29 protein-coding genes are annotated in these 23,879 nt (G+C 67.2%); 8 read left to right on the forward strand and 21 right to left on the reverse strand.

Features of this window, described 5'->3' with window-relative positions; translation table 11 throughout:
* The first annotated feature begins 263 nt into the window (after positions 1-263).
* Together H0E84_RS10500 and H0E84_RS10505 are read left to right on the forward strand one after the other, a co-directional pair.
* Complete coding sequence (locus tag H0E84_RS10500) at positions 264-2,408, forward strand: TonB-dependent siderophore receptor (protein WP_180678599.1); 2,145 nt, start codon at positions 264-266, stop codon at positions 2,406-2,408.
* An 8-nt stretch (positions 2,409-2,416) separates the two neighbouring features.
* The gene (locus H0E84_RS10505; RefSeq protein ID WP_180678600.1) at positions 2,417-3,706 is read left to right on the forward strand and encodes a PepSY-associated TM helix domain-containing protein; all 1,290 of its coding nucleotides are present in this window, start codon (positions 2,417-2,419) and stop codon (positions 3,704-3,706) included.
* Between the two features lie 47 nt (positions 3,707-3,753).
* Here H0E84_RS10505 and H0E84_RS10510 read toward each other — a convergent pair whose 3' ends face one another.
* From H0E84_RS10510 to H0E84_RS10525, 4 genes are all read right to left on the reverse strand, one after another.
* The gene (locus H0E84_RS10510) at positions 3,754-4,212 is read right to left on the reverse strand and encodes a hypothetical protein (RefSeq protein WP_180678601.1); all 459 of its coding nucleotides are present in this window, start codon (positions 4,210-4,212) and stop codon (positions 3,754-3,756) included.
* Between the two features lie 171 nt (positions 4,213-4,383).
* Positions 4,384-4,767: a hypothetical protein gene (locus H0E84_RS10515; RefSeq protein ID WP_180678602.1), complete on the reverse strand. Its 384-nt coding sequence runs from the start codon at positions 4,765-4,767 to the stop codon at positions 4,384-4,386.
* 28 nt (positions 4,768-4,795) lie between these two features.
* Complete coding sequence (locus H0E84_RS10520; RefSeq protein ID WP_180678603.1) at positions 4,796-5,221, reverse strand: hypothetical protein; 426 nt, start codon at positions 5,219-5,221, stop codon at positions 4,796-4,798.
* A 187-nt stretch (positions 5,222-5,408) separates the two neighbouring features.
* Positions 5,409-6,341 (reverse strand): LysR family transcriptional regulator, encoded by a 933-nt coding sequence (locus tag H0E84_RS10525; protein WP_180678604.1) that lies wholly within the window; start codon positions 6,339-6,341, stop codon positions 5,409-5,411.
* Positions 6,342-6,434: 93 nt separating this feature from the next.
* On the opposite strand from H0E84_RS10525, the gene H0E84_RS10530 reads away from it, so the two are divergent.
* Complete coding sequence (locus tag H0E84_RS10530; protein ID WP_180678605.1) at positions 6,435-7,232, forward strand: NAD(P)H-dependent oxidoreductase; 798 nt, start codon at positions 6,435-6,437, stop codon at positions 7,230-7,232.
* Positions 7,233-7,289: 57 nt separating this feature from the next.
* Here H0E84_RS10530 and H0E84_RS10535 read toward each other — a convergent pair whose 3' ends face one another.
* Both H0E84_RS10535 and H0E84_RS10540 read right to left on the reverse strand, forming a co-directional pair.
* On the reverse strand, positions 7,290-7,778 hold the full coding sequence (locus H0E84_RS10535; RefSeq protein ID WP_180678606.1) for a GNAT family N-acetyltransferase: 489 nt from the start codon (positions 7,776-7,778) through the stop codon (positions 7,290-7,292).
* Positions 7,775-8,164: a VOC family protein gene (locus H0E84_RS10540; RefSeq protein WP_180678607.1), complete on the reverse strand. Its 390-nt coding sequence runs from the start codon at positions 8,162-8,164 to the stop codon at positions 7,775-7,777. The genes H0E84_RS10535 and H0E84_RS10540 overlap by 4 nt, the downstream gene beginning before the upstream one ends.
* Positions 8,165-8,495: 331 nt before the next feature.
* Between H0E84_RS10540 and H0E84_RS10545 the strand changes: the two genes are divergently transcribed.
* Genes H0E84_RS10545 through H0E84_RS10555 form a run of 3 tightly spaced genes read left to right on the forward strand, consistent with a single transcriptional unit; the run spans position 8,496 to position 12,686 of the window.
* The gene (locus H0E84_RS10545) at positions 8,496-9,170 is read left to right on the forward strand and encodes an ABC transporter ATP-binding protein (RefSeq protein ID WP_180678608.1); all 675 of its coding nucleotides are present in this window, start codon (positions 8,496-8,498) and stop codon (positions 9,168-9,170) included.
* Positions 9,167-11,629: an FtsX-like permease family protein gene (locus H0E84_RS10550; protein ID WP_180678609.1), complete on the forward strand. Its 2,463-nt coding sequence runs from the start codon at positions 9,167-9,169 to the stop codon at positions 11,627-11,629. Before H0E84_RS10545 ends, H0E84_RS10550 begins: the two co-directional genes overlap by 4 nt.
* Entirely contained in the window at positions 11,619-12,686 is a 1,068-nt protein-coding gene (locus H0E84_RS10555; protein ID WP_180678610.1) for a lipocalin-like domain-containing protein, read from the forward strand. Before H0E84_RS10550 ends, H0E84_RS10555 begins: the two co-directional genes overlap by 11 nt.
* Here the strand turns inward: H0E84_RS10555 and H0E84_RS10560 are convergent.
* The 12 genes from H0E84_RS10560 to H0E84_RS10615 all read right to left on the reverse strand — a co-directional run bounded on the left by H0E84_RS10560 (position 12,680) and on the right by H0E84_RS10615 (position 20,113).
* Positions 12,680-13,156 (reverse strand): DUF305 domain-containing protein, encoded by a 477-nt coding sequence (locus H0E84_RS10560; RefSeq protein WP_219339692.1) that lies wholly within the window; start codon positions 13,154-13,156, stop codon positions 12,680-12,682. The two genes, H0E84_RS10555 and H0E84_RS10560, sit on opposite strands and share 7 nt — an antisense overlap.
* 239 nt (positions 13,157-13,395) lie before the next feature.
* A complete protein-coding gene (locus H0E84_RS10565) occupies positions 13,396-13,863 on the reverse strand; it encodes a hypothetical protein (protein ID WP_180678612.1) in 468 nt (155 codons plus the stop codon).
* 23 nt (positions 13,864-13,886) lie between these two features.
* Positions 13,887-14,078: a hypothetical protein gene (locus H0E84_RS10570; protein WP_180678613.1), complete on the reverse strand. Its 192-nt coding sequence runs from the start codon at positions 14,076-14,078 to the stop codon at positions 13,887-13,889.
* 245 nt (positions 14,079-14,323) lie between these two features.
* On the reverse strand, positions 14,324-14,935 hold the full coding sequence (locus tag H0E84_RS10575) for a class I SAM-dependent methyltransferase (protein ID WP_180678614.1): 612 nt from the start codon (positions 14,933-14,935) through the stop codon (positions 14,324-14,326).
* Between the two features lie 65 nt (positions 14,936-15,000).
* On the reverse strand, positions 15,001-15,570 hold the full coding sequence (locus H0E84_RS10580) for a GNAT family N-acetyltransferase (protein WP_219339693.1): 570 nt from the start codon (positions 15,568-15,570) through the stop codon (positions 15,001-15,003).
* A gap of 17 nt (positions 15,571-15,587) precedes the next feature.
* Positions 15,588-15,914: a GNAT family N-acetyltransferase gene (locus tag H0E84_RS10585; protein WP_180678615.1), complete on the reverse strand. Its 327-nt coding sequence runs from the start codon at positions 15,912-15,914 to the stop codon at positions 15,588-15,590.
* A 173-nt stretch (positions 15,915-16,087) separates the two neighbouring features.
* The gene (locus H0E84_RS10590) at positions 16,088-16,618 is read right to left on the reverse strand and encodes a DNA-binding protein (RefSeq protein WP_180678616.1); all 531 of its coding nucleotides are present in this window, start codon (positions 16,616-16,618) and stop codon (positions 16,088-16,090) included.
* Between the two features lie 335 nt (positions 16,619-16,953).
* On the reverse strand, positions 16,954-17,352 hold the full coding sequence (locus tag H0E84_RS10595) for a hypothetical protein (protein ID WP_180678617.1): 399 nt from the start codon (positions 17,350-17,352) through the stop codon (positions 16,954-16,956).
* 74 nt (positions 17,353-17,426) lie between these two features.
* Positions 17,427-18,464, reverse strand: a complete 1,038-nt coding sequence (locus H0E84_RS10600; protein ID WP_180678618.1) for a type VI immunity family protein — start codon at positions 18,462-18,464, stop codon at positions 17,427-17,429.
* Between the two features lie 8 nt (positions 18,465-18,472).
* Positions 18,473-19,201 (reverse strand): VRR-NUC domain-containing protein, encoded by a 729-nt coding sequence (locus tag H0E84_RS10605; RefSeq protein WP_219339694.1) that lies wholly within the window; start codon positions 19,199-19,201, stop codon positions 18,473-18,475.
* Positions 19,194-19,748 carry a PAAR domain-containing protein gene (locus tag H0E84_RS10610; protein WP_180678619.1) on the reverse strand — a complete coding sequence of 185 codons (555 nt, stop codon included), beginning with the start codon at positions 19,746-19,748 and terminating at the stop codon, positions 19,194-19,196. The genes H0E84_RS10605 and H0E84_RS10610 overlap by 8 nt, the downstream gene beginning before the upstream one ends.
* A 71-nt stretch (positions 19,749-19,819) precedes the next feature.
* Positions 19,820-20,113, reverse strand: coding sequence for an XAC0095 family protein (locus H0E84_RS10615; protein WP_180678620.1), 294 nt, complete (start codon positions 20,111-20,113; stop codon positions 19,820-19,822).
* Between the two features lie 159 nt (positions 20,114-20,272).
* Between H0E84_RS10615 and H0E84_RS10620 the strand changes: the two genes are divergently transcribed.
* The gene (locus tag H0E84_RS10620; RefSeq protein WP_180678621.1) at positions 20,273-20,506 is read left to right on the forward strand and encodes a helix-turn-helix domain-containing protein; all 234 of its coding nucleotides are present in this window, start codon (positions 20,273-20,275) and stop codon (positions 20,504-20,506) included.
* A gap of 81 nt (positions 20,507-20,587) precedes the next feature.
* On the opposite strand, the gene H0E84_RS10625 is transcribed toward H0E84_RS10620, so the two are convergent.
* The 3 genes from H0E84_RS10625 to H0E84_RS10635 form a co-directional block, all read right to left on the reverse strand.
* Positions 20,588-20,884 carry a hypothetical protein gene (locus tag H0E84_RS10625; protein ID WP_180678622.1) on the reverse strand — a complete coding sequence of 99 codons (297 nt, stop codon included), beginning with the start codon at positions 20,882-20,884 and terminating at the stop codon, positions 20,588-20,590.
* A gap of 91 nt (positions 20,885-20,975) precedes the next feature.
* Positions 20,976-21,584 (reverse strand): hypothetical protein, encoded by a 609-nt coding sequence (locus H0E84_RS10630; RefSeq protein ID WP_180678623.1) that lies wholly within the window; start codon positions 21,582-21,584, stop codon positions 20,976-20,978.
* An 84-nt stretch (positions 21,585-21,668) separates the two neighbouring features.
* Positions 21,669-22,370, reverse strand: coding sequence for a DUF4145 domain-containing protein (locus tag H0E84_RS10635; RefSeq protein WP_180678624.1), 702 nt, complete (start codon positions 22,368-22,370; stop codon positions 21,669-21,671).
* 554 nt (positions 22,371-22,924) lie between these two features.
* On the opposite strand from H0E84_RS10635, the gene H0E84_RS10640 reads away from it, so the two are divergent.
* Positions 22,925-23,879 (forward strand): IS110 family RNA-guided transposase (locus tag H0E84_RS10640; RefSeq protein ID WP_180678625.1); only part of this gene is annotated, 955 nt, incomplete at its 3' end.

Raw genomic sequence — 23,879 nt, forward strand, 5'->3', positions numbered from 1 at the left:
CCCCGGCCGCCCCGGTGCGAAGCCCCCACCGCCCGCAGGAGGGCTTCACCCCGTAGGAGCGTGCCATGCACGCGAAGGCCGGCGCGGCCGGCCATGCCCGGAATGGCCGCCCGGTCGGACAGAGACCCGCATCACCGTCATCGGAGGTACCCGCGGCCGTCGCGGCCATGGGCCGCTCCTGCAGGGCCGGGCGCTGGCAGCGGTGAAATGAGAATCGACATCATGTGATAATGAGTCGCATTACCTCTGGAGCATCGTCCCGCATGTCCCCCCTCCGGCGCCGCGTCACCAGCCACCGCTCGCTCCTGTCCGCCGCCTACCTGCTCGGGCTGGCCCTGCCGCCGCTCGCGTTCGCCCAGGCGCCCCCGTCGTCGGTCACCGACCTCGACGCCGTGCAGGTGATCGGCCGCGCCCAGACCCTCTACAAGGTGGAGGACTCCACCACGGCCACCCGGACCGCCACGCCGCTGGAATGGGTGCCGCAGTCAGTGCAGGTGCTGCCGCGCGAGCTGATCGACGACCAGGCCGCGCGCCAGGTGACCGACCTGTACCGCAGCATCAGCGGCATCAGCTTCTTCAGCTACGCCGGCGTCACCCTGCGCGGCTTCCGCCAGGAGAACGTGCTCTACGACGGCCTGCGCGGCGATCCGTATGCCGGCTTCTCGGTGCCGCAACTGTTCGACATCGAGCGGGTCGAGGTGCTGAAGGGCCCGGCCGGCGCGCTGTACGGCGGCGGCGACCCGGGCGGGGTGATCAACTACATCACCCGCAAGCCGCAGCGCGACCCGCAGACCAGCGTGGAACTGCAGCTGGGCAACGACGATTTCGCCGCCGCCTCGTTCCAGTCGACCGGGCCGCTGGCCGGCAACGACCGCTTGCGCTACCGCATCGGCGTGCACGGCGAGCGCGAGGAGCCGTTCCGCTGGAACACCGACAACGAGTTGCGCATGGGCGACGCGGCCGTGGCCCTCGACGTCGGCGCCACCGGCGAGCTCACCCTCAAGCTCACCGACATCACCCAGGAGCAGGCCGGCAACCGCCTGCGCGGGGTGCCGGTGGACGACAACGGCGCGTTCCTCACCGACCGCCGCTGGAACCACAACGAGGCCACCGACTTCCTCGACATGGACGCGCGCATCGCCCTGGCCACCTACACCGCGTCCCCCACCCCCGCGCTCGATGTCGACGTCTCCGCGCGCTGGTTCGAGAACCAGGAGCACCAGCAGTACCACGAACCGTGGGGCCTGATCGACCGCGACGGCGACGGCACCGCCGAATGGATGACGCGTCAGTTCCGCGACCAGGCGCGCGACGTCGAGGGCCTGGCCGCCAATGCCAACGGGGTCTGGCGCGCGCGCGCCGGCGGCGTCGGGCACACCCTGCTGTTCGGCGTCGACGGCTACCGCGAGGACAGCGACTTCATGGGCCGCACCGCGCACAGCGATGCCGCGGGAGGCGGCGTGCCCGGCGTCGACCTGTTCGCGCCGGTGTACGGCCTGACCTCCGGCGCCGACTACACGTTCGACCCCTGGCGCGTCACCCGCAGCCGCGGCACCCGCTACGGCGCCTACCTGCAGGACCAGGTGGAACTGACACCCCGCTGGCAGTTGCTCGCCGGGCTGCGCTGGGACGGCTTCGAGGACGAGGACCGGGTGGGCGGCGCCACGGTGGACGGGCACGACATCAGCTGGCGCGTGGGCAGCACCTATGCGCTCGCCGAAGGCGTGAATGCCTACGCCAACGTCGCCAGCGGCTTCGTGCCGCAGTCGACCGGCAACCAGCGCGCGGAGGTGGGCGGCCCGTTCGATCCCGAGCGCGGCCGGCAGTGGGAGGTCGGCCTGAAGACCGCCCTGGCCGGCGGCCGCGTCACCCTCAACTCGGCGCTGTACCGGATCGAACGCAGCAACGTGCTGCAGGCCACCGGCGAGGTGGTCGACGGCGTCAACCAGATCGCGCCGTTGGGCCTGGTGCGCAGCGAAGGGCTGGAACTGGACCTGCTGGCCGACGTGACCAGCCGCTGGGTCGTCAGCGCCGCCTACGCCTACAACGACACGCGGGTGATCGACGCCGGCACCAACGGAATCACCAATTCGGTCGGCGACGAATTCGCCAATGCCCCGCAGAACACCTTCGGCCTGTGGACCCGCTACGAGCTGCCGGCGCTGCGATCCTCGGTAGGCTTCGGCGCCGACTACGTGGACGAGCGGCTGAGCATCGGCGGCCAGCGGGTCAAGCCGTACACCATCTACGATCTCAGCTGGCAGACCCACTGGGACGGCTGGCACTTCCAGGCCAACATCAAGAACCTGTTCGACAAGGTGTACGCCGCAAGCGGCTTCATCGAGCGCACCGGGCATTTCCCCGGCGAGCCGCGGCGGCTGTACCTCCAGGCGCGCTACGCGTTCTGACCAGCCGCATGGGCCAGCCGCCGCCAGCCCTCGCCGCCGCGCCGCGCAAGCCGCGCGGCCGGCGCCTGTGGTTCGACCTGCACAGCTGGGTCGGGCTCAAGCTGTGCCTGTTCATGGGTTTCGTCTGCTTCACCGGCACCCTGGCGGTGCTGGCGCACGAGATCGACTGGCTGCTCCACCCCGAGATCCGCGTCGCGCCCGGCCCCGAGCGGGCCAGCTGGGGCACGATGCTCGCCGCCGCGCGCTACACCTACCCGGACTGGTCGCTGACCGCCATCGAGGCGCCGGAAGGCAGCCGCTTCGCCGCGCGGGTACGCGCCCGCACCGCGGAAGGGCGGCTGCGCTTCGTCTGGGTGGACCCGTACCGCGGCGCCGTCACCGGCGACACCCACTGGTTCAACGCCCACCGCTTCCTGCGCAACACCCATCGCCACCTGATGCTGCCGGTGCGCTACGGGGTGCCGCTGGTGGCGGCTCTGAGCATTCCGCTCGCGATCAGCCTGGTCAGCAGCCTCTACATCTACCGCCACTGGTGGCGCGGATTCTTCGCCGGGCCCCGCCGGGAACGCCCCCGCAGGTTCTGGGGCGACGTGCACCGCCTGGCCGGCGTGTGGAGCCTGGGGTTCGTCGCGCTGATGGCGCTCACCGGCGGCTGGTACCTGGTGGAATCGCTGGGCGGCGGCGCCGGTCCGCCGCAGAAGCTGCAGGCCGCCCCGGCCGGCATGGAACGCGTGCCGAACCCCGCCGGTGCCAGCGCCGCCGTGATCGACCGCGCGGTGGCCGAGGCGCGCGCCCGCTGGCCGGCATTCGAGGTTCGCGCGGTCACCCCCGGCACCGGCGACGAGACCCTGCTGCTGCAGGGCGAGGCCGAGGCGATCCTGGTGCGTCCGCGCGCCAACGCGATGGCCTTCACCGCCAGCGACGGTGCCTGGATCGGCCGCCGCGACGGCCGCCACATGAGCGTGCACCAGCGCATCGCCGAGATGGCCGACCCGCTGCACTTCGGCAACTTCGCCGGCCTGCCGGTCAAGCTGCTGTGGTTCCTCTTCGGCGTGCTGCTCACCGGCCTGTGCGTCACCGGCGTGTATCTCTATGGCCTGCGCGTCGCCGAAGCCCTGCGCTCGGCGACGCGCCGCGGCCGCGGGTCGGGTGTCACTGCAGCAGCGGCGACAGGCGCCGCTGCTGCGGAGATGGGCAGCTGGCGGTCCGCCTGGCGGGGCATGGGGCGGTGGCGCTGGCTATGGGTCGCCCTGCTGCTGACGTGGTTGGCGCTGCTGCCGCTGGAGGCGGTCAAGTAGGGTGGGCCGCGCGGGTCGGTGGGCCGGTCGATGCCTGGGCCGGCCACTCAATCGGAAAAGCCGCATGCCCGGGCCACCCATCGGTAGTTCTCTTCGCTATCGAACGGTTGCGTTGGCGCCGCACGAGCCCGCCACGCGCGCTCGAGCAGCGACCTGACCAGGACGGGATCGTCGACGAAGCGCAGCTCCTGCGAGTCCGGCAACGAAACGCTACCGGTGGAATCGCTCCGCACGGCGCCGTCGCCCTGCGGATACGAGCCCGAACGCAGCGAGAGGGCGACGGCGTCGAAGTCGAAAGTGCCCGGGGCGACACGGACCCGCCTGGGCGCGGCGCCGTAGTGGATCGAGGCCTGTCCATCCTCCAGGATGGTGAGCCGGCATCCGCCATGCGGCAGGTCGACACTGAGAGCACGTACCGGCTTCGTGCCCGCAGTCGCATCATCGCCAGCAAGAAGAAGCAGGAGGGCGAATCCCGCGCCAAACGCTCGGCCCAATCGGGTTTGCATGGTGCGGACGGTCTCCGGGGGCTGGACTGCCGCAGGCCGATCCGCGAAGCGATCAAGCCCGAATCCACTGGCCGCGTATGTACCATGCAGACAGCCACGTGAGAAGGATCAAGGCGTGCGCAGGCCGGGCGGCTGCCGCCACCGGTCTCGGCCTCTTCCGATACTCCGCCGTCACCGACTCCGGAGCAGGAGGACCAAGTGCCAAACCAGCGGGGCAGCAATGTCCATCGCTGTGCTGGCAGCAAACCGAAGCCCCCCGACGCGGTAGAGGTCGAGGAAGTCGACCGAGCCCCCGGCCGCGACGGCCACGGAATGGGTGATGGCAGCGATGGCGGCGTGGGCGAGTAGAACCGCGGCCAGGGTCGCCAGGAAAAGTCCGCCGATGCGCATCTCGCCCAGGCGCTGGCCCAAGGCGACCGCCGGAAACGCCGCCACCCAGGGGATCAACCAGATGGCCTCGACCGGTGCGCCCATCAAGTCGAGGAGACCGCCCAGCAGAAGGCTCGCAACCAGGTAGGTTGCGGCAAACGCGAAGTAGGGGAGAACTCGCCGCATACCGAGGTTCCGTAGTCCTGGCGATCAGTCAAGCCGTGCCACGAAGCTGCATCGGCTCGGACGAACTGCTTGGGCGCGTGCCGAGTATGGAGCTGCACCGCACACGAACGAACGGTTCTCCATTCGCGCCGGAGTTTTGAGTCAGTTGATTGCCGTCCGGTGAAAGCAGGAATGTCGATGCATCGAGCCAGGTCTCGCCTTCGCTCGCGAGCTCAGCGACTAGCGCCACCTCTTTTGCTCCCCGTACAACAACGGCATGCAATGGGCCGGAGCTCTCATGATACGAAATATGCCTCTCGCCGATATGTAGCGCCGTGTCATCCGCTTCCGTTCCACAGTCCGTCAAGCTGGTACCCCATTCGCCCAGGAACTGTTCTGGAACTGCATGAGTCGAGTTGCCCGCTGAGAGCGAGGCGGATAGGAAAAACACAGCTAAGGCATGCTGGGATTTCATGATCTTTCCATGACGACGCAACGCCGGACCAAAGCCGTACCGCGAAGCGGCATCCCGCTCGAGTGACTTCCCAGGCAGCATCTGAGCTGTCGGCATTACCATACCGCGAAACCGATGCGACTACGGCGGCGGAGCTCGTACTGTGGCCGGCGCCCTTGCAGGGCTGGACTGACGGCGCGCTCGCGAATCAGCGCGCCGCCGTCGCCCGCTCGATGCCCGGGATGCCGGCGATCCGATCGGCCAGGAAATCCACCAGCAGCCGCACGCGCGCGATGCGGGCGCGCTCCGGGACGATCAGCATGCTCAGCGGCACGGATGGGAGCGCATAGTCGGGCAGGATCGCCTTCAGCCGGCCGGTGGCGAGCAGATCGCCGACCAGCCATTGGTGGGCAGGGGCGATGCCGCGCCCGGCGGCCAGGGCCTCGCGTGCGGCGAGCCCGTGGTCGACGCGGATGCGCCCGCCGAAGGGCACCGCGTGGCGTGCGCCGTCCGGGCCCTGCAGGACAAGGGTGTTGCTGCCCGGCACGTTCGACATGCGGATGCCCTCGTGGCCGGGCAGGTCCCGGGGGTCCTTCGGCGTGCCGCGTGCCGCCAGGTATTCCGGCGCCGCCACCAGCAGGCGCCTGGACTGGCCTAGGCTCCGCAGTTTCAGGGAGCTGTCGGTGAGCGAACCCAGGCGCAGGGCGACGTCCACGCCCTCGCGCACCAGGTCCACGCGCGCGTCGGTGAGGTTGAGGTCGATGCCGATGTCGGGATAACGGTCCTGGAACGCGTACACCAGGCGGCTGGCGTGCAGCACGCCGAACGCGGCCGTGCAGGAGACCCGGACCGTGCCGGCGGGCGCCCCGCGCGCACCCCGCGCCTCGTCGCCGGCCTGTTCCACCAGCCGCAGGATCAGCACGCAGTGGGCGTGGTAGCGGCTGCCTTCTTCGGTCACGGTGACCCGCCGGGTGCTCCGGCTGAGCAGGGGCACGCCGAGGGCCTGCTCGAGTTCGCGCAGGTGGCGGGTGACCGTCGACTGTCCGATCCCGAGTTCGCGCGCGACCGCCGACAGGTTCCCGCGCTCGGCGACGCGCACGAAGGTACGCATGCGTTCGAGCGTGATGTCCGACTTATCCATTATTCGGAATGATCATATGCATCGATACATCTAGCGGATCGCCCCGGCGCTGTCTAGCGTACGCATCCCCTCACTTGATTGCCGATGCCTCCCATGAACGTCCTGCTCGTCTTCGCGCATCCCGAACCGCGCTCGCTCAACGGCGCGCTCCGCGACGTCGCCGTCCAGGCGCTCGAGGCCGAGGGCCACGAGGTGCGGGTGTCCGATCTCTACGCCGGCGGCTGGAAATCCGAGGTCGACCGTGCCGACTTCACCCAGCTGGCGCCGGACGTGCGGCTGCACGTCGCCGCCGCGTCCGGCGAGGCCTTCGCGGCCGGCGCGCTGACCGCCGACGTTCGGGAAGAACACGACAAGCTGCTGTGGGCCGACGCCCTGATCCTGCAGTTCCCCCTGTGGTGGTACACGATGCCGGCGATCCTCAAGGGTTGGGTCGACCGGGTGTACGCGTACGGCTTCGCCTACGGTGTCGGTGAACACAGCGACCACCACTGGGGCGACCGGTTCGGCGAAGGGACCCTCGCCGGCAAGCGCGCGATGCTGGTCGTGACCACCGGCGGCTGGGAGGAGCACTACGCTGCGCGTGGGATCAACGGGCCGATCGACGACCTGCTGTTCCCGATCAATCACGGCATCCTCTACTACCCGGGCTATACGGTGCTGCCGCCGTTCGTGGCCTACCGCGTCGACCGCCTCGACGCAGCCGGCTTCACGCGCGTGGCCGACCGCCTGCGCGAGCGCATGCGCACGCTCGCCACCACCGCGCCCATCCCCTATCGCCGGCAGAACGGCGGCGACTATCTGATCCCCAGCCTGCAGCTGCGCCCCGGTCTGGGTGGTCCGACAGCGCCCGGCTTCGCGTTGCACTTGGCGGGCCCAGCGGCCGGAGACTGAGCGGATGCGCCGCCGGCCGCGTTGCGTCCCTTCGAACGGCAGCTGGAAAGCGGACGATCACGTGCCAGGCCGGTCCGCCAAGGTCTTCTCGTAGCGCCAGACCTCCAGCAGGAACGGGCCGTCCGGCGTCGGCAGCTCGCTGGTCATGTTGCCGGCCCGCACCCAGCCGTGCTTCTCGTAGAAGCGCGCCGCGCGCTGGTTGCCGATGCCGCACGCCAGCCATGCGCTGCGGAACCCGCGGCCGGCGATGCGCGCCTCCCCGTCCGCCAGGAGGGCAGCGGCAGCTCCGGTTCCCCGGGCCTCGGCAGAGGCGTACAGCTGGTACAGCTCGTCGCCGGTGGCGATGCAGAACGCGCTCGGACACCCGGCTGGACCGGTCACCCGCACCTCATCGAGCGCCGCTCGCAGTCGCTGCGAGAAGCTCTCTCGCGTGCGGTGCCGCGCGAGTTCCGCCGGCAGGATTCGCGCATGTGCGTCCTGCCAGCCGTCGTACCAGATGCCGGACAGCCGATCCAGGTCCTGCGCTTCGGCCATGCGGATCTTCATCGTTGGGGCGTGCCGTCGTCCGCCGCGGCAGCCGCCGCCTCCGACCACACCGCGAACTCGTTGCCGCTGGGTTCGATGAAGTGGAACCTGCGGCCGCCGGGGAAGGAGAAGACCGGTTTCACCACCTCGCCACCCGCCGTGGTGACCTTGGTCAGGGTGTCCTCCAGGCGCTCGCTGTAGAAGACCACCAGCGCGCTGCCGTCGCTGGTGCGGGCCGCCAGTTCGGACCTGAAGAAGCCGCCATCCAGGCCTTGGCCCGAGAAGGCCGCATAGTCCGGCCCGTAGTCCTTGAACGCCCAGCCGAACGCATCCTGGAAGAACCGCTTCGTCGCCTCCAGGTCCCGCGCGGGGTACTCGACGTAGTTGATCTTCTCGTGTGCGGGCATGTTGCCTCCTGGGCGTATGGCGCCGGCGCGAAGAAGCCGGCTGGAACGAAGTGTCGAGCCGCAGGCCGGCGCGGTCGCGGGCTTCTACGGCAACCGGATCAGCCAGCGCGCGCAGCTCAGCTCCAACGGATCGCCAGAACCCGGTCCTCGCGAGTCTAGACCGTCCTTCAGAACCGATGCGCGGGCTCGCGTGCGGGGAGCTGCTGCGCCCCGGTCCTGCAAGCGACCGCGGCAAGCACCGCGTAGCGGTGAAGCGCGCTGGACGCAGCTCCTGCGCATGGCGATGGGCAGTGGTCTGGGCGATCATGCAGGCACGCGCCGGAGGCCGTCGATGCTCGCCGTGGAAGACCTGCACAAGAGTTACCCGACCCCGCAAGGGCCGCTGCCCGTGCTGCGGGGCGTGGACCTGCAGCTGGAGCGCGGTGGCAGCCTGGCGCTGATGGGCGAATCGGGCAGTGGCAAGAGCACCCTGCTGCATCTGGTGGCCGGCCTGGACAGCGCCGACCGCGGCCGCATCCACGCCGATGGCCAGCCCCTGCACGAGATGGGCGAGCGCCGGCTGGCCGAGTGGCGGCGCTGCGGCGTGGGGCTGCTGTTCCAACAGTTCAACCTGGTCGGCAGCCTCACGGTGGCCGACAACCTGGCGTTCCAGGCGCGGCTGGCGGGGCGGCACGACCTGGCCTGGCAGGCGCGCTTGGTCGAACGGCTGGGGCTGGGCGACCTGCTGCATCGTCATCCCGAGCAGTTGTCCGGTGGGCAGCAGCAACGCGTGGCGCTGGGGCGCGCACTGGCCGCCCGTCCTGCACTGGTGCTGGCCGACGAGCCCACCGGCAACCTCGACGAGGCCACGGCCGAACAGGTGCTGCAGTTGCTGCTGGAGCTGGTGGCCGGCAGCGGCAGCACGCTGTTGATGGTGACCCACAGCCCGCAGGTGGCGGCGCGGGTGCAGCGCACCGTGACCCTGCGCAAGGGGCGGCTGCATCCGGGGCCGGACGCGCCGGCATGAACGTCGTGCGCTGGACCCTGCGCGCGCTGGCCAGCCACTGGCGACGGCATCCGGTGCAGTTCTTCAGTCTGTTCACCGGACTCTGGCTGGCGACTGCGCTGCTGACCGCGGTGCAGGCGATCAACGCACAGGCGCGCGAAAGTTATGCGATGGCCAGCGGGCTGATCGGCGGCGCGCCGCACGCCAGCCTGCAGCCGGTCGACGGACAGCCGCTGCCGCAGGCGGCTTTCAGCGCGCTGCGGCGGCAGGGCTGGCCGGTATCGCCGGTGCTGGAAGGCACGGCGGGGCTGGCCGACGGCAGCGGCCGCGTGCGCATCATGGGGATCGAGCCGCTGAGCCTGCCGTCGGGCAGCCGCATCGCCGGGGAGCCCACCGCCGCGGACGGGCTGATCGACTTCATCAGCCCGCCCGGCAGGGGGTGGATCGCCGCGCAGACCCTCGCAGCGATGGGCTGGTCCGAGGGCGCGACCCCGGCGCTGGCCAACGGAGAACGGCTGCCGCCGCTGCAGGCGCGCGACGGCATGGCCCCGGGCGTGGTGATGACCGACATCGGCGTGGCGCAGCGCGTGCTGCAGATGACCGGGGACATCAGCTGGCTGGTGTTGCCGGCCGCGGCCTACGGCGCACTCCCGTCACCGTGGGACGCCCGCCTGCGCCGCGACGACGGCGACGACAGCGGCCTGGACGGGCTGACCGACAGTTTCCACCTCAACCTCACCGCACTCGGACTGCTGGCGTTCGCGGTCGGGTTGTTCATCGTGCACGCGGCGATCGGCCTGGCCCTGGAGCAGCGGCGGCCACTGCTGCGCACCTTGCGCGCCAGCGGCGTCGGGGTGCGCGCGCTGCTGCTGGCCCTGGCGATCGAGCTGGGGATGCTGGCGCTGCTGGGCGGGGCCGCCGGCGTGGCCAGCGGCTACCTGCTCGCCAGCCTGCTGTTGCCCGATGTGGCCGCCAGCCTGCGCGGCCTGTACGGCGCGGAGATCGGCGGGCAGCTGACGCTCAGCCCCGCGTGGTGGCTCAGCGGGCTCGGCCTGGCGCTGGTGGGCGCGTTGCTCGCCGGCGCCGGCAGTCTCTGGCGGGCGGCCCGGCTGCCGCTGCTCGCGGTGACGGGCGGCGAGGCCTGGATGCAGGCGCATCGGCTCTGGCTGCGGCGGCAGGGCGTGGTCGCAGCGCTCGCCGTTGCGGTGGCCATGGCGGCATGGCGATGGGGCGACAGCCTGGTCAGCGGTTTCGTCATGCTCGGCGGCATGCTGCTGGGCGCCGCGCTCGGGCTGCCGCTGCTGCTCAGCAGCGTGCTGCGCCTGATCCCCACCGCCGGCCGCTCGCCGCTGGCCGGCTGGTTCATTGCCGACGCGCGCCAGCAGCTGCCGGCGCTGAGCCTTGCGTTGATGGCGCTGCTGCTGGCGCTGGCCGCCAACGTCGGCGCCGGCAGCATGACCGAGGGCTTCCGGCAGACGTTCACGGACTGGATCGAGCAGCGCCTGGCCGCCGAACTGTACGTGCGGCCGCGCGACGACGCGCAGGCGCGCGCGCTGCAGGCATGGCTGGTGCATCAGCCCGAAACCCAAAGCCAGGTCGCGGTACGCGGGCTCGATATCGAGCTCGCCGGCCACCCGGTCCAGCTCTCCGGTATCGTCGACGACCCGCTGTATCGGCTGCACTGGCCGCTCCTGCAATCGGTGAACGCGCCCTGGGATGCGCTGTTCGCCGGCGATGCGCTGATGGTGAGCGAGCAGCTGGCGCGCCGGCTCGGTGTGGACATCGGCGATACCGTGGCGCTGCCCACCACCCGTGCGGGCTGGCAGCCACGGGTCGCGGCGATCTACGCCGACTACGGCAATCCGCGCGGGCACGCGCTGCTCGCCGGCGACGCGCTGTTGCGGCACTGGCCCGAGGCGCCGGTGCACAGCGTGGCGGTGCGTGCCGCGCCGGCCGAGGTCGATGCCCTGGCCATTCGGCTCCAGGACAGGTTCGCCCTGGGCAGCGATCGCGTCGTCGACCAGGCGCGCCTGAAGGGCTGGGCCGGCCAGGTGTTCGAACGCACCTTCAGCGCCACGGCCGCGCTCAACAGCCTGACGCTCGGCGTGGCGGGCGTGGCCTTGTTCATCGCGCTGCTGACCCAGGGCCAAGGGCGGCTGGGACAGCTTGCGCCCCTCTGGGCGATGGGCGTCGGCCGGGCCCGGCTGATGCAGCTCAACGCCGCGCAGGCATGGCTGCTGTCGGGGCTGACCCTGCTGCTGGCGCTGCCGTTGGGCATCCTGCTGGCTTGGGCGCTGGTGGCGGTGATCAACGTGCAGGCATTCGGCTGGCGTTTGCCGCTGCGGGTATTCCCCGGGCAGCTGCTGCAGCTGGCGGGCTGGGCGATGGCCGCGACCGCGCTGGCCTCCGCCTGGCCGCTGTGGAAACTCTGGCACAGCCGTCCGGTCGACCTGCTGGGGGCGCTCGCCGATGAGCGCTAGGCGAACGGCGCTGTTGCTGGCGCTTGCGCTGCTCGCAGGCGGCTGCGCGGACCGGGCGCCGGCCCCGGCGGAGGGCTTCGCCGGCCTCGGGGGCGAGCGCGAGGGCTTCGCGCGGGTGGTCCCCGGCAAGGCCTTCGCGTTCCCGGCCGATCATGGCGCGCACCCGGATTTCCGCATCGAGTGGTGGTATCTCACCGCCAACCTGCGCGACGCCGACGGCCGCGACTACGGCGTGCAGTGGACGCTGTTCCGCAATGCCCTGCGGCCCGCCGCCGATGCGCCCGGCTGGGGCAACGGCAACCTGTGGATGGGCCATGCCGGCATGACCACGCGCGACCGGCACTGGTCGGCGCAGCGGATGGCGCGCGGCGGAGTGGGCCAGGCGGGCGTGGTGGCCGTACCCTTCCAGGCGTGGATCGACGACTGGTCGCTGCAGGGCGATCCGGCCGGCGAACTGCGCGCCCGTGCACGCGGTGACGGGTTCGGCTATCGCCTTCGCCTCCAGGCCGACGGGCCGCTGGTGCTGCAGGGCGAGCAGGGCTTCAGCCGCAAGTCCGGCGGCGGGCAGGCCTCCTACTACTACAGCCAGCCGTTCTTCCGCGCCGACGGGGTGCTCGATATCGATGGCCGAGAAGTCGAGGTCACCGGCATGGCATGGATGGACCGGGAATGGAGCAGCCAGCCGCTGGCCGCCGACCAGGTCGGTTGGGACTGGTTCTCGCTGCACTTCGACGACGGCCGCCGGCTGATGCTGTTCCGCCTGCGCCACGCCGACGGCGGCGACTACCTCAGCGGCAACTGGATCGCGCCGGACGGCCGCACCACGCCGCTGGGGGCAGGCGATATCCGGCTGAGGCCGCTCCGCACCACCCGCGTGGCGGACCGCGACGTGCCGACGCGGTGGGCGCTGGCGCTCCCCGGCCACGAGCTGCAGGTCCAGGTAGAGGCGATCAATCCCGATGCATGGATGGATCTCGATACCGCGTACTGGGAAGGCCCGGTCCGGGTGACCGGCAGCGCCGGCGGGGTCGGCTACCTGGAGATGACGGGCTACTGAGCGCGACCGTCGCGCTGCCCGCCCGCGCCAGACTCGAGGTCTGCGATGAGAGATTCCATCTCGGCGATTTCGCGGCGCTGCGCCTGGATGATCTCGTCGGCCAGTTCGCGCACGCGCGGGTCGCTGATGTTCGCCCTTGAGCTGGTCAGGATCGCGATCGAGTGATGCGGGATCATCGCCTTCATGTAGGCAGTGTCGTCGATGGTGGCCTGGCTGCGCACCAGCCACAGCGACACGGCGAACACCGCGGCGCTACCGGCGAAGATCGCAATGTTGACCGCGCGCTTGCTGTACATGCCGAGCATGAAGGCGAGCATCACGCACGCCATGGTCGCACCCATCATCAATGCCATCCACGCGCGGGTTTCGCTCCAGCGCACATGCTCGAGCGCGAAGGTATTGAGGTACATCAGGCCGAACATCACCAGCGTCGAGGTGGCGATCATCGCGGCAAAGCGCCAGTAGGACATCTGCATGCTTCCTCCTCGGCGCATCCACCAGAGGCTGCGCCTTCACCGGGTGGGGGAGCCACAAATCTACGGCCGGAAGCGGCACGTTCACATGAAGGATCCGCCAGCCACATATCGGGAACCCGTTCGACAAGAATCGGCCGCCGTCGCGTCATGTGATCCTCGCTCTTGGCGGCCTCGCGCCTGGGTTGAGCCGTACCGCGAAGCGACATCGGTCGGTGCCATCGGATTCGGCGGAGTCAGCGAACCCGGCGAAAGTACTCGCGCGTGTGCAGATCCGGCACCGCCGGGTCGGTGCCGCCGGCATAGATCCAGAACGTGTCATCGTCGATGAAGTTGAAGGTCGTTGCCGCGAGCTCCGTGCCGAAGGGTCGTTTTGCGGACCAAACGACCGCGAACCTGCTGCAGAACAGGATCTCGTAGGGCTTGTGCTCTTCGAAGCCGGCAAACATCGTGCGCTCGCCCGCAATGGGAACCTCAACATCCGGCATTGCGATGTGCAGCTCACCGTCGTCGAAGGAGAGCGTCATGTGCCCCAGCAGCGCCGCGAGAAACTCTTCCGTTCGCGGCTCCAACTTCGCATTGCCACGGGCAAACGCCACGGACGCTTCCCGATCGGATTTCCATGTTCCCGTCAGGTCTTGAGGACAGGCCACGGCAACGGTGGGTGCCAGAGTGATCGCCAAGGTCGCGAAGAACCGCTTCATGGGGTCCAGCACCTGACTTGGGCTCAATCGCGCCTGGGCTTCTTGAAAAAGTAGTACAGGCCGGCCACGAGCATCAGGGCACCGAACACCACTGCACCGGACTGGCCGCCCTGGTATGCGGCGGACCCGGACGCTGGTGGATCCGAAACGAGCCAGTTGAGCAGAATCGCGCCGCCCCAGACGATGCCGATGCCGCCGAAGATCCTGTTTCGCATGCTCGGCGCCTCCCCGCGCCTGGTGGAACGAACGATATCGACATGCCGCGCGGCGCTTCAGTTGATCAGGCTCGTCCCCTGTCGCACAGCCGGGTCATAGGCACAACGCACGGGGCTGGCTTGAACGATGCCCCGGCCTCGAAAGCTACCTTCGCGGCGCGCAGACGGCAAGGCATGCGCCATGCAGCCGGGTCAGCGTGCCCACTGATCAGTGGGACCTCCGCCAGGCGCGGGTCGAAGCACTGCTATGCCGCACTGCCCAGGCTGGCTGGCTTGTTCACGACGTAGTAGTGATTCCGCCCCTCATCCTCCGCTTCACCGACCAGCGCCAAGCCTTCCGACTCCAGCGCCTCGCGGTAGGCGGCCGATCCCAGCGAAACGGACCTTCGCCCGGTGAGGGTGTCCGGCCACTCGCAAGCCTGCTCCGGTGCAGTGAACAGGAACCGCCCCCCTGGCTCGAGCGCCAGGGCGACGCGATGGACGAGAGCCCTCTGAACGTCCGGCGGCAGGAGGAACATCAGGCCCCACGCGATCGCGCCGTCGAACCTGCAGCGAAGGAACTGCGCATCTTCGACCGCGCTGCATTCCGCCGGGCTGCCGGGGAAGCGGGCACGGAAGGAGGCGATCATGGTTGGCGATGCATCGACGCCGTACACGGCGAACCCTTCGTCGATCAGTGCCTTCGCAACCGGCACTCCATTGCCGCACCCCAGGTCCAGCACGGAGCCGCCAGGCGGCAGGCACCCGGCCCAATCGCGAACGATCGAGATGCCGATGCTCGATCGGCTCCGGATCGCAACGAACTCGCCGGATACGGCTTCGTATCCATTGGACCGGTCAGCGGGAGTCGTTGTCATTGCCGAGGGCTGCGCGCCTGGTGGGGTTGGATTGTCGCTGCCGCGCCTGAGCCCGAAGGCCTGAGCTAAGGCGACCCGCGAAGCGGGTTCGGTTTGAATGACTTGTCAACCGTCAACGGGCGGGCCATGACTACCATGCCTATCTCCGAAATGTCGGTGTTGAACGGTATTTCCCCCATTGCGTGGAAGCCTCGGCTTGCATAAAAGCGCTGAGCGCCGAGATTTGATTTGAGTACGTCCAGCCACAGCATGTCACTGCGTTTTTCGGCCATGTCGACGATGAACTCCAGTAGCGCTCCTCCGTAGCCTTGACCCGTTGTACAGGAGCGGAAATAGATCTTCTGGAGCTCCGTTCCAACTCTGTTGAAAATCGGTTCGGGGCGATCCCAATTGAGTTTGGCGTACCCAACGACTGAGTCGCTCGTATCTTGAGCGATTAGCCACGTGTGGCTAGGCGATGAAAGAGAATGTTGCAGGGACTGCTTGGAAAAGTCTTGGCGCAAGAACTCTTGCAGATAGTCGTCGGACCAGATCGAAGGGAAGTGCTCGCGGTAAGTTTCACGTCCGATGATCTGAATGGTTGACAGATCACTAACGGATGCGATGCGAATTTTAAGGGTTCCGATAGGTTTCACTTGACGGCTACACCAGATTAAGCCGCACCGCGAAGCGGCGGCAACTCCCTGCCGATGCCGCACTTGCGGCGTGCTTCATCGACGTACAGATCGTCCAGCCACAGCCCCGGCTTCATGAGAAAGGAGGAAAACGTCTGGAAGTAGGTCGCCATCCCGGCGACCTCTTCTTCGATGGTGGCAACGATGGCCCGGGCCGTGGCGCCGGAGCGGAACAGTTCGGTGCGAAGATTGTCCTCGGTCGCGTGCAACTGCTGGGGCACGCCATCGGACTGGGCTTTTGCCCGCAGGAGCCGCAGCAACGAGGAGACATCTTCAGGTGTGACGGCTCGGACGACGACGGTCATAGGACTGTGGAAACGTGGAAAGGGTGGCGACAGCTGCGGCGACGAGTACGAGCGGAGTCTGGTGCATCGGCGCCAAGGACCCCTCAGTCGGCATGGCAGGAACTCTGCGCCAGCGGCCCCGGGGTGGTCAACCGGTTCGACCAGCGCCGGCTGCGGCCAGAGCGCCGTGCGCCTCACGCAAACAGCGCTTCGAGCTCCTGTGGGAGCCCTGCGCCCGGCAGGCGCCGCGTCTCCTTCGCGATATTGGCCTTCATGGTCGCCTCGGACACCTCGATCAGCGAGCGATCGATCGCGCGCTTCTGGGTTTCGGAGAACCAGAGCAGCACCGGCCGCGGGTGCCAGAGCGCCTGCGAGCCCTCGTGCACCACCACCGGCAAGGTCGCCAGGTTGCTGATCATCAGCTTGCGAATGTTTTGACGTGTGCAGCCGATCAAGTCGGCCACGTCCGTCAGGCCCACGAAGTCCGGCGAGGCCTCGACCAGCTCTGCCCCCGGGATCGCGCCCTTGACCGCCTGCACCGCCGAGACGATGGCCTCTAGGGCACTGCCAGCCTCACGAGCGAAGTCCAAGGCAAGCCGTCCCTGCTGCCCGATGCCGACGGTCGCGTCATCGCACCCGGCCGCGGCCAAGGCGGCGATGAACTGCTCCGGATCGGCGTGAGCGTCGGGCAGTCGAAACTTCAAGGTGAACTCGTACTCACTCATCGTTGGAATCCCTCTTCCGCGCCGGGGCGCAAGAAGTGCCTGGCAAGTTGCAGGCGGCGAACCCGCATCAGCGCGTCGGCTTTCCCGCTTGTGCGGCCTTGCGCCGTACCGCGAGTCGCTCGTGCACATGTTCCGCCGAGAGGGCGAGGGCAGGGTCGGCTTTGAAGGTTTGAGCGGCCGGCACGACCTGCCCGCGTAGCCAGGCGTCCACGGCCCGTTCGCGCGCGCGAAGCGTGCGCAGACCATCACGAATGAGCCGCGAAGATCGCCTTCCATGAGACCAAAGCTTGAGACAAGCCGTGGCGCGAAGCTTCTGGTTGGATAGGTGGCTAGGCCTAGTCATTGCACCAGACCTCCTTCACTTTCCAATCGCAGAAATCAGCATTGATGGTGCCGTCGGGCCAGGCACTGAACCCAAAGAGCAATGAGAACTGCCCTTCGACATTTGTGCTGATGATGTTTGAAAGTTCGAGCGTTCCATGCGTGCCATCCAGCCACTCAGATGCGAACTGGTCCATACGAATCGCTGTCACCGCACCCGAATGGTATCGGTCAAGATCGCCTACGATGGCGATCAGCTGGGAGCGGGATACGCCATCCAATGAGCGACGGCTTCCGGAGACGCTGGCAAGGATGCGCCCATGCCGCGTCTCGATATGCGTATCCCAGCTACCTGAGGAGTACGCAAGCTCTCCCAAATGTGGATCAGTGAGTTTCGGCTTCTTCCAGAACATGCCAACACCTTGTCTTCGATTTCCTCTGGCCTTGGTGTCTGGAGTCCGGCCTGCGCCCCTACCAACACCTGTCCTTACAACCGATGCGCCGCCTTGAGCTTGGGCACCTGCTGAAGCCTAGCCTGATACTCCGCCAGGTCCTCGGTGTCGAAGCGCCGCAGCCACCGCGCAGTTTCCTGCGATGCAAGCGTGAAGCGGCCTCCATCCAGCTGCTGGTGAAAGGCGCCGATCTCCGGTGCGCGCACCGATCGCAGGGCCGCGTTCGCCAACACGTAGAGCACCGGCAGCGTGTCGTCGTCGGCCGGGCCGATGTCGGGCTCGTTGCCTGCCTGGATGACCACGCCGGCCCCGTAGTCGTAGTACGCATACCAAAGGGGAGGCAGATCGCCGCGTATGCCGTCCACGCCGTCCAGCTTCTCCAGCAGTTCGGTGCCGAGGGCCGTGAGCCAGGAGACGGATTTGATGCCCGCATCCGCGTAGCGCGTCATACCGAACGGGTTGCCCGCCTCGGCCCCATGCATCTTCACCGAAAAGGCGGCTTCGGCGGGATGGTTCTTGCTTTCGCGGGTGGGCGAGAGCACGAAGCCGAACCCGCCCAGCCCATGGATGGCTTTCAGGCGCCTAGCGAAAGAGACGAACAACTGCTGGAACGCCCTGGGGTGCTCCTGCGCGTAGAGGAACGGCATCGAGAACCGCACCACGTCCGGTCCCCGTCCGAGCTTGGCTTCCCAGTCCGCCTTCCCCAGCACCATGAAATGCCATTGGCTGGCGTCGTGCGGTTGTTCGCCAGCGTAGTAGCCAAGCGACAGCGCCGGCTCCTCGTTGAGAAGCAGGTCGAGCGGCGGCGCCCTGTCGTACCGGACGGGCCCCTGCAGCCCTTCCACCCATAGCCATTTGAGATGCGGCCTGGCGAGCGCTTCCCACTCCTGGAAGCACTCGAAGAGGGCCCGACGAACCTCTGGCCGGTAGGAGTCGCGAAAGAACAGCGTGCCCGTCATCGCCACGGTCATCCCCACGTAGTCCTTGGGGCCGCCCTTGTTGAGCAGTTCGCCGGGGATCAGGAAGCTTTCCTGGTTCTCCTTGAGCAGCTGCAGGAACGTATCGGTATCCATGACGGGTCCTAGATTGCCGGTGCGGGCATGGGAGAGGGTGGGCGCCCAGCGCGGCCCTTGGTCAACAGCGACAACAAGGCCATCAGCAGCGCCGCGACCTTGCTGGCCTGTTCGCTGTTCTCCAGGGTCTCCTGCGTCTGGCGTTCGAGCGAGGCGCAGTCGCATTCGTCGGGGTCGAGCTCGACCACCTTGCTCGGATCACCGGCAATCTCCTCGTATCGTTGGCGCTGCAGACTGCCCCAGGTGTCGCCCGGGAACTTGATTTCCACGATCTGCTTGATGTTGTCCTGGGTCGGCAATGCGTTCGGGTTCCGTACGACCACCACATCCGGCTGCACCGCCATCCCGGTGCCGCGGCGATACGGCGGGTGCTCCGGATCGCGGGGCCAGATCCATCGTACCCAGGATGGCAGGGAGCGGTGAGGTTTGGTCTCGATGTCCCTCGCCATGACAGGCGCAGGAGGCTGCCTAGTCATGTCGTAGGGCTGCTCCGGCTTGTAGGGGCTGCGGTGATGCAGCAGCTCGTCGAGCGCCCGCAGGCGCTTGGAAACGCAGCTCTGCTTCAGCCGCCGGCCGGATGATGCGGGCGCAACGTTGTTGCAGTGGCAGATGGCCGAGCAGAGGACCCGTTTGTCTGCCGGGTCCAGGCCGCTCAGCGTCACGTCCGTGGTGGTTCCTTCCGGCGACATGCCACCGGAGGCCTTCAATCTCGCCTTGGGTCTCGTCGGCTCAACCATCCCTGTCTGCCTCCTCCAGCAGCTCGAAGCTCAAGGTCTGTGCGGCCTCGCGCTCGATCCACTCCGTATAGCCATCGGCATCCGTCTCGCCTTCCACTGGCTCGCCGGCCACGGTGACGCGGACCGCCTTATGCGCCAGGGGAGCGCCTTCGGCGTCCAACAGGCGAAAACGGCCGGTGAAGTATCCGTCGCCGGTGTCCAGCCGCTGGACAGCGGCCATGACGCCTTTCGCCAGAAGTGCACTGACGGCCCCGCCCGAAGCGCCCGCGGGAGCCGCTGGGCCCTTCTCCGTCGTCACCGTTGCCTGGCGTGCGAACAGCGTGGCGCCGCAGAGCGTCTTGCAGCCTTGATAGGCCACGGGCGCGCCGTCGATCAGGAGTGTCTCGTCGCCTTCGACGATCGGGTAGGCGCCCTTGCACTGAGGGCAGACCACCATGTCGCCCTTCCGGGCCACGCCCACACCGTCGATGTCCGTGAAAGGCGTGCTGGTGACCACGGTGCCGCCGTGGCTCGTCCCACATCCCTGCGTAATCCACGGCTGCCCCATCGCTCATCCTCCATGATGAATTGCGCTGATCCTGCCACACGGTGGCGCAGGAAGACCTGCCGTCCATCGGCCTAATCTCCCGCGTTTTCCTTTTCCTCCACCGGCCAATGGACACCCGGCCAACGCGCCTCCTCCAGGCTGCGGCCGCACCGGTCGGCCAACTCCTGGAAGCAGTCCGCCAGTGCCGCGGGCCTGAGCGGCAGCTCGGCCGACGGCAGATCATCGTGGGGCGACCGCGGAGCGGCCAGGCAGGCCAGCAAATGCAGGCGGTCGCGGACCTGGACCAGGGCCAGGTGGGCGTCCTCGGGCAGCAGATAACCTTCGGGTGCAGGACGGACGGGTTCACTTCCCTTGTGCGCGTGCATGTGATGCTCCATGGCAGCCGTGCCGGATCGTGTGTGCATCCCCGGCTGGAGCCTAGCACCGAAAAGGCCAAATGTCACGTATAGAGAGTGTCCTTATAGGGCGTGGCCCTATAGTGCCGGGCTGCCTAGCCTCTTCGCGACGAGGGAGGGCGACACGGCATGGCGACAGACCCCAGAACGATCTTCGGCCAGCGCCTGGCGGAAGTGCGCAAGGCCAAGGGCTTCTCCCAGGAAGGCCTGGCGCTGGAGAGCGGGTTGGCCCGCAGCTACCTGGGCGGAGTGGAGCGTGGCCAGCGCAACATCGCGCTGCTCAATATCTATCGGCTGGCGAAGGCGTTGAAGGTCAGTCCTGCCTACCTGTTTGAGCCTCCGGCGGGGACGAAGAAGAGATAGAAAAAAAGGCGAGCGATCTGCCATCGATCAAGCGCACGCGGGAGCTCTCAGGGGTGTTGCGCTTCGCGTGTTAACTCACTCCTACGGTAGCAGCTCTTCCGGGCCGAGACCGCTAGGCCATTGCTCAGGCTGGAAAGACACGATTGTGTCACTGCCAGCAAACTTTTTGAGTTTGAGTGCAAGTACACGTCCTTCTTGATTGAACGACTCGGTGTCGGACAAGTCCCATTGCTTCCGCTCCCAGTACCGGTTTATCCAAGCATCGAACGCCGCAGCGAGCGCAGGGGGAAGTGAAAGCCCGGAGTGGGGAACCATGCCGTGCCGAAACGGGCCAATCACTTCATCTGCCCAGATGCCGGAAGTGCCGTAGTCAGCCATGACTCTAAGTTTCAGTTGCGACGACATATGGTGGTAGGCCTAACGTCTGAATTAAGCCGCGCCGCGAAGCGGGTTGGGCTTGAATGCATTGTTAGGCATCGTGCCAGGTCCGGTCGAGGATTGCATGGATCTGACCAGCCTCTAGAAGCTTGGCGTGATCTGCAAAGTACTTGCGGCTCTCGACCTCGGTTTCATCAAGGTTGATCTTCCCGTCGGGAGGGACATTGGTCAGCCTGTTGTGAAGTTTCATGACTTGGACATGCGTTGTTGTTGCCGCTAGGTGCACGGAGTTGAGGTCTTGAAGATCAAATGATGAATTGTCTATGCCCTTGTAAAGCATGGCTTGTTCGGACAGGGATTGAAGGCTGTTATAAACCTCGACGATATGCTCGACGAGATCGTTATCCCGAAGCTGTCCGAGGTGCCCGGCATTGGCACTAAAGATAGGTGTTGGCCGAGAGAAAACAGTGGGCGTTGGCGGGTCATTTATCCTGAGGGAATCTCGGTATCCGGCTAGCTCAGAGCCAAGGTTTCCTCGTATGACTCCCAGCTCGGCCCGGAAAGCGGTGAGCAATGTGCTTTTAGAGTGCGAGAGCGATAAGCGCCAGAAGATAAATTGCGTAACGACGCCGCCGAGTAAGGCAAGTGCGGCGCCAAGCAGCAACGGAGCAATCGTTCTCGGATCCAGCAAAACCTCCATTGATCTCTCCCCAGATGCCTAACGCCTGAATTAAGCCGAGCCGCGAAGCAGGTACGGCTTGAATGATTGTTAGGCGGCATCTCGCTAGCCTAGATTGCTACGCCTTGCATCACGCCTCACCTTGGCCAGACGGAGCCGTTCCGGCTCTGTGTAGATCCTCTCAAGCAGCGCAACGGAGAAGTCAAGCAGGTCACCGGCATCTGCCTCAGAAAGGTTGCCGGCGTGTGCGCCATCATTGCCGTCTTCTTTGATGCAGGAAGAAAGCTCACTCAATGAGATCGGGAGTAGGCCGTTTTCGAAGAGCCACGGCAACCGGAGCCCTAGGTCTTTGCGGGTTTTCCGATTTAGGCCTGCCACCTCTTCGACGGGAAGCATTGAGCGCGTGCTGAGGTCGACACACAGGCGGAACATTGTTCCGGCGGCGTTGTAGCAACCTACGGCCAAGCAGGTCGCTCCTTCTCTAAATACGGCTTCTATGTCTTTCGGCAGGTGCTCCGGCGGATCGACGGATGAGCTGTCCTTTAGGCTGATATGCCCTTTCACCTCCACGAAGTTGTTCAGAGCACCTTCTACTTTGAGAAGGCCAACCTTGTGAACATATTCGTAGTTGCCGTTGACGCTCTCGCTCAAGACGAAGATCGTCGTGCGGCCGCATCTCCGGCAAATTCCAAAAGCCTCGTACCAATACTGCCAGCCATATTCGATCCGATAGCTTTTGGCCGCAGTTACATCGAAGGTAATGTGGCGCGCGCCACACCTAGGACAATTTGCAACTAGCTCTGCCATTGATGCTTCCCAATTTGGGCGCGCAGGACGCTCTCCATGCCGCCCAACGCTTGAGTTAAGCCGACTTGGCCCGCGCAGCGGGACAAGTTCGGCTTGAACGAATTGTTAGGCGCGAGACTACCCCAGACAATGACGGGCCGGTAGTGGATTGACCACCGAAGACCGGATGCCTGGGCGCGGCCCCAAGAACGACCAGCGCCGCGGTTGCCGAAGAGGCCGCGCTGGGCCCACGCGCCAAGGCAGTGGAGGCCCGGCGACCGAAGCCCACTGCGCTGAGGCGACGAACCTTGAGCGCGCACCGCGCAGCGACCGAAGCTGGCGAACAACCGCGATAGTGTCTGGTGGATCGGCGCCAACCCGACGAACGCGAACGTCGCGCGCGAAAGCCACTACTGCTCGCTCTTACGACGCCTAACGCCCGAATTAAGCCGACCCGCGAAGCGGGTTCGGCTTGAATGAGTAAAAAGGAGACTTCCCCTCCGACGGCACAGCCGTTCGGCCTCGAGGGCCATGATTGGGTTGCTCACTCAATCAACGCGAAGGAGAAGTCTCCCATGGGCACTCATACCACCATTGGCCTGGATCTGGCAAAACTGGTGTTTTCGGCCTGCGAGCAGGACGCCGTCGGCAGGGTCCGGCAACGCAAGGACCTGCGGCGCGTGGCGCTCGCGCCGTGGTTGGCGCAACTGCCGGCTGGCACGGTGGTGGCAATGGAAGCCTGCAGCGGCGCTCACCACTGGGCGCGGCGCTGTCTGGCGTACGGCCTGCAGCCCAGGCTGATCGCAGCACAGTTCGTGGCGCCGTTCCGCAAGAGCCGGACCACCAAGAACGACCGCAACGATGCCGAGGCGATCGCGACGGCGGCGCGCCAGGGCAACATGCGGTTCGTGCCGATCAAGACCGTCGATCAGCAGGCGCGGCTGGCATGGCATCGCGTGCGCGAGGGCTACAAGGGTGAAGTCCTGGCCACCAGCAATCGACTACGCGGCTTGCTGGCCGAGTTCGGCGTGGTGATGGCGCGCAACGACCCTGCCTTGCTGCGGACGCTCAACGATGACGCGATCCGCGCGGACCTGCCGGCGACGCTGCTGGACTTGCTCGACCAGCATGCCGCGCACTGGCGGCAGCTGCGCGAACGCCTGGCCGAGTGCGACCGGCAGATTGCCGCTCAGGCAAAAGCTGACCGACGCTGCGTGCGGGTGCAGCAACTGACAGGCGTCGGCGCGCTGACTGCCGATGCCATGGTCGCCAGCGTCGGCAATGCCAGGGAGTTCAAGAACGGTCGACAGCTGTCGGCATGGTTGGGATTGGTCCCGACCCAGCATTCCAGCGGAGGACGCGCCGTGCTCGGTGAGATCAGCTGCAAGGGCGATGGCTACCTGCGGACGTTGCTGATCCAGGGTGCACGCAGCAGCCTGCAGCGCGCCCAGGCGGTCGCGCCGGAACGGGCAACGCCCGAGCAACTGTGGATCCGCGATCTTGCAGGACGCCTGCCTTTTGGCAAGGTGC

Origin of the sequence: Luteimonas salinisoli, assembly GCF_013425525.1 — a bacterium.
GTDB lineage: Bacteria > Pseudomonadota > Gammaproteobacteria > Xanthomonadales > Xanthomonadaceae > Luteimonas > Luteimonas salinisoli.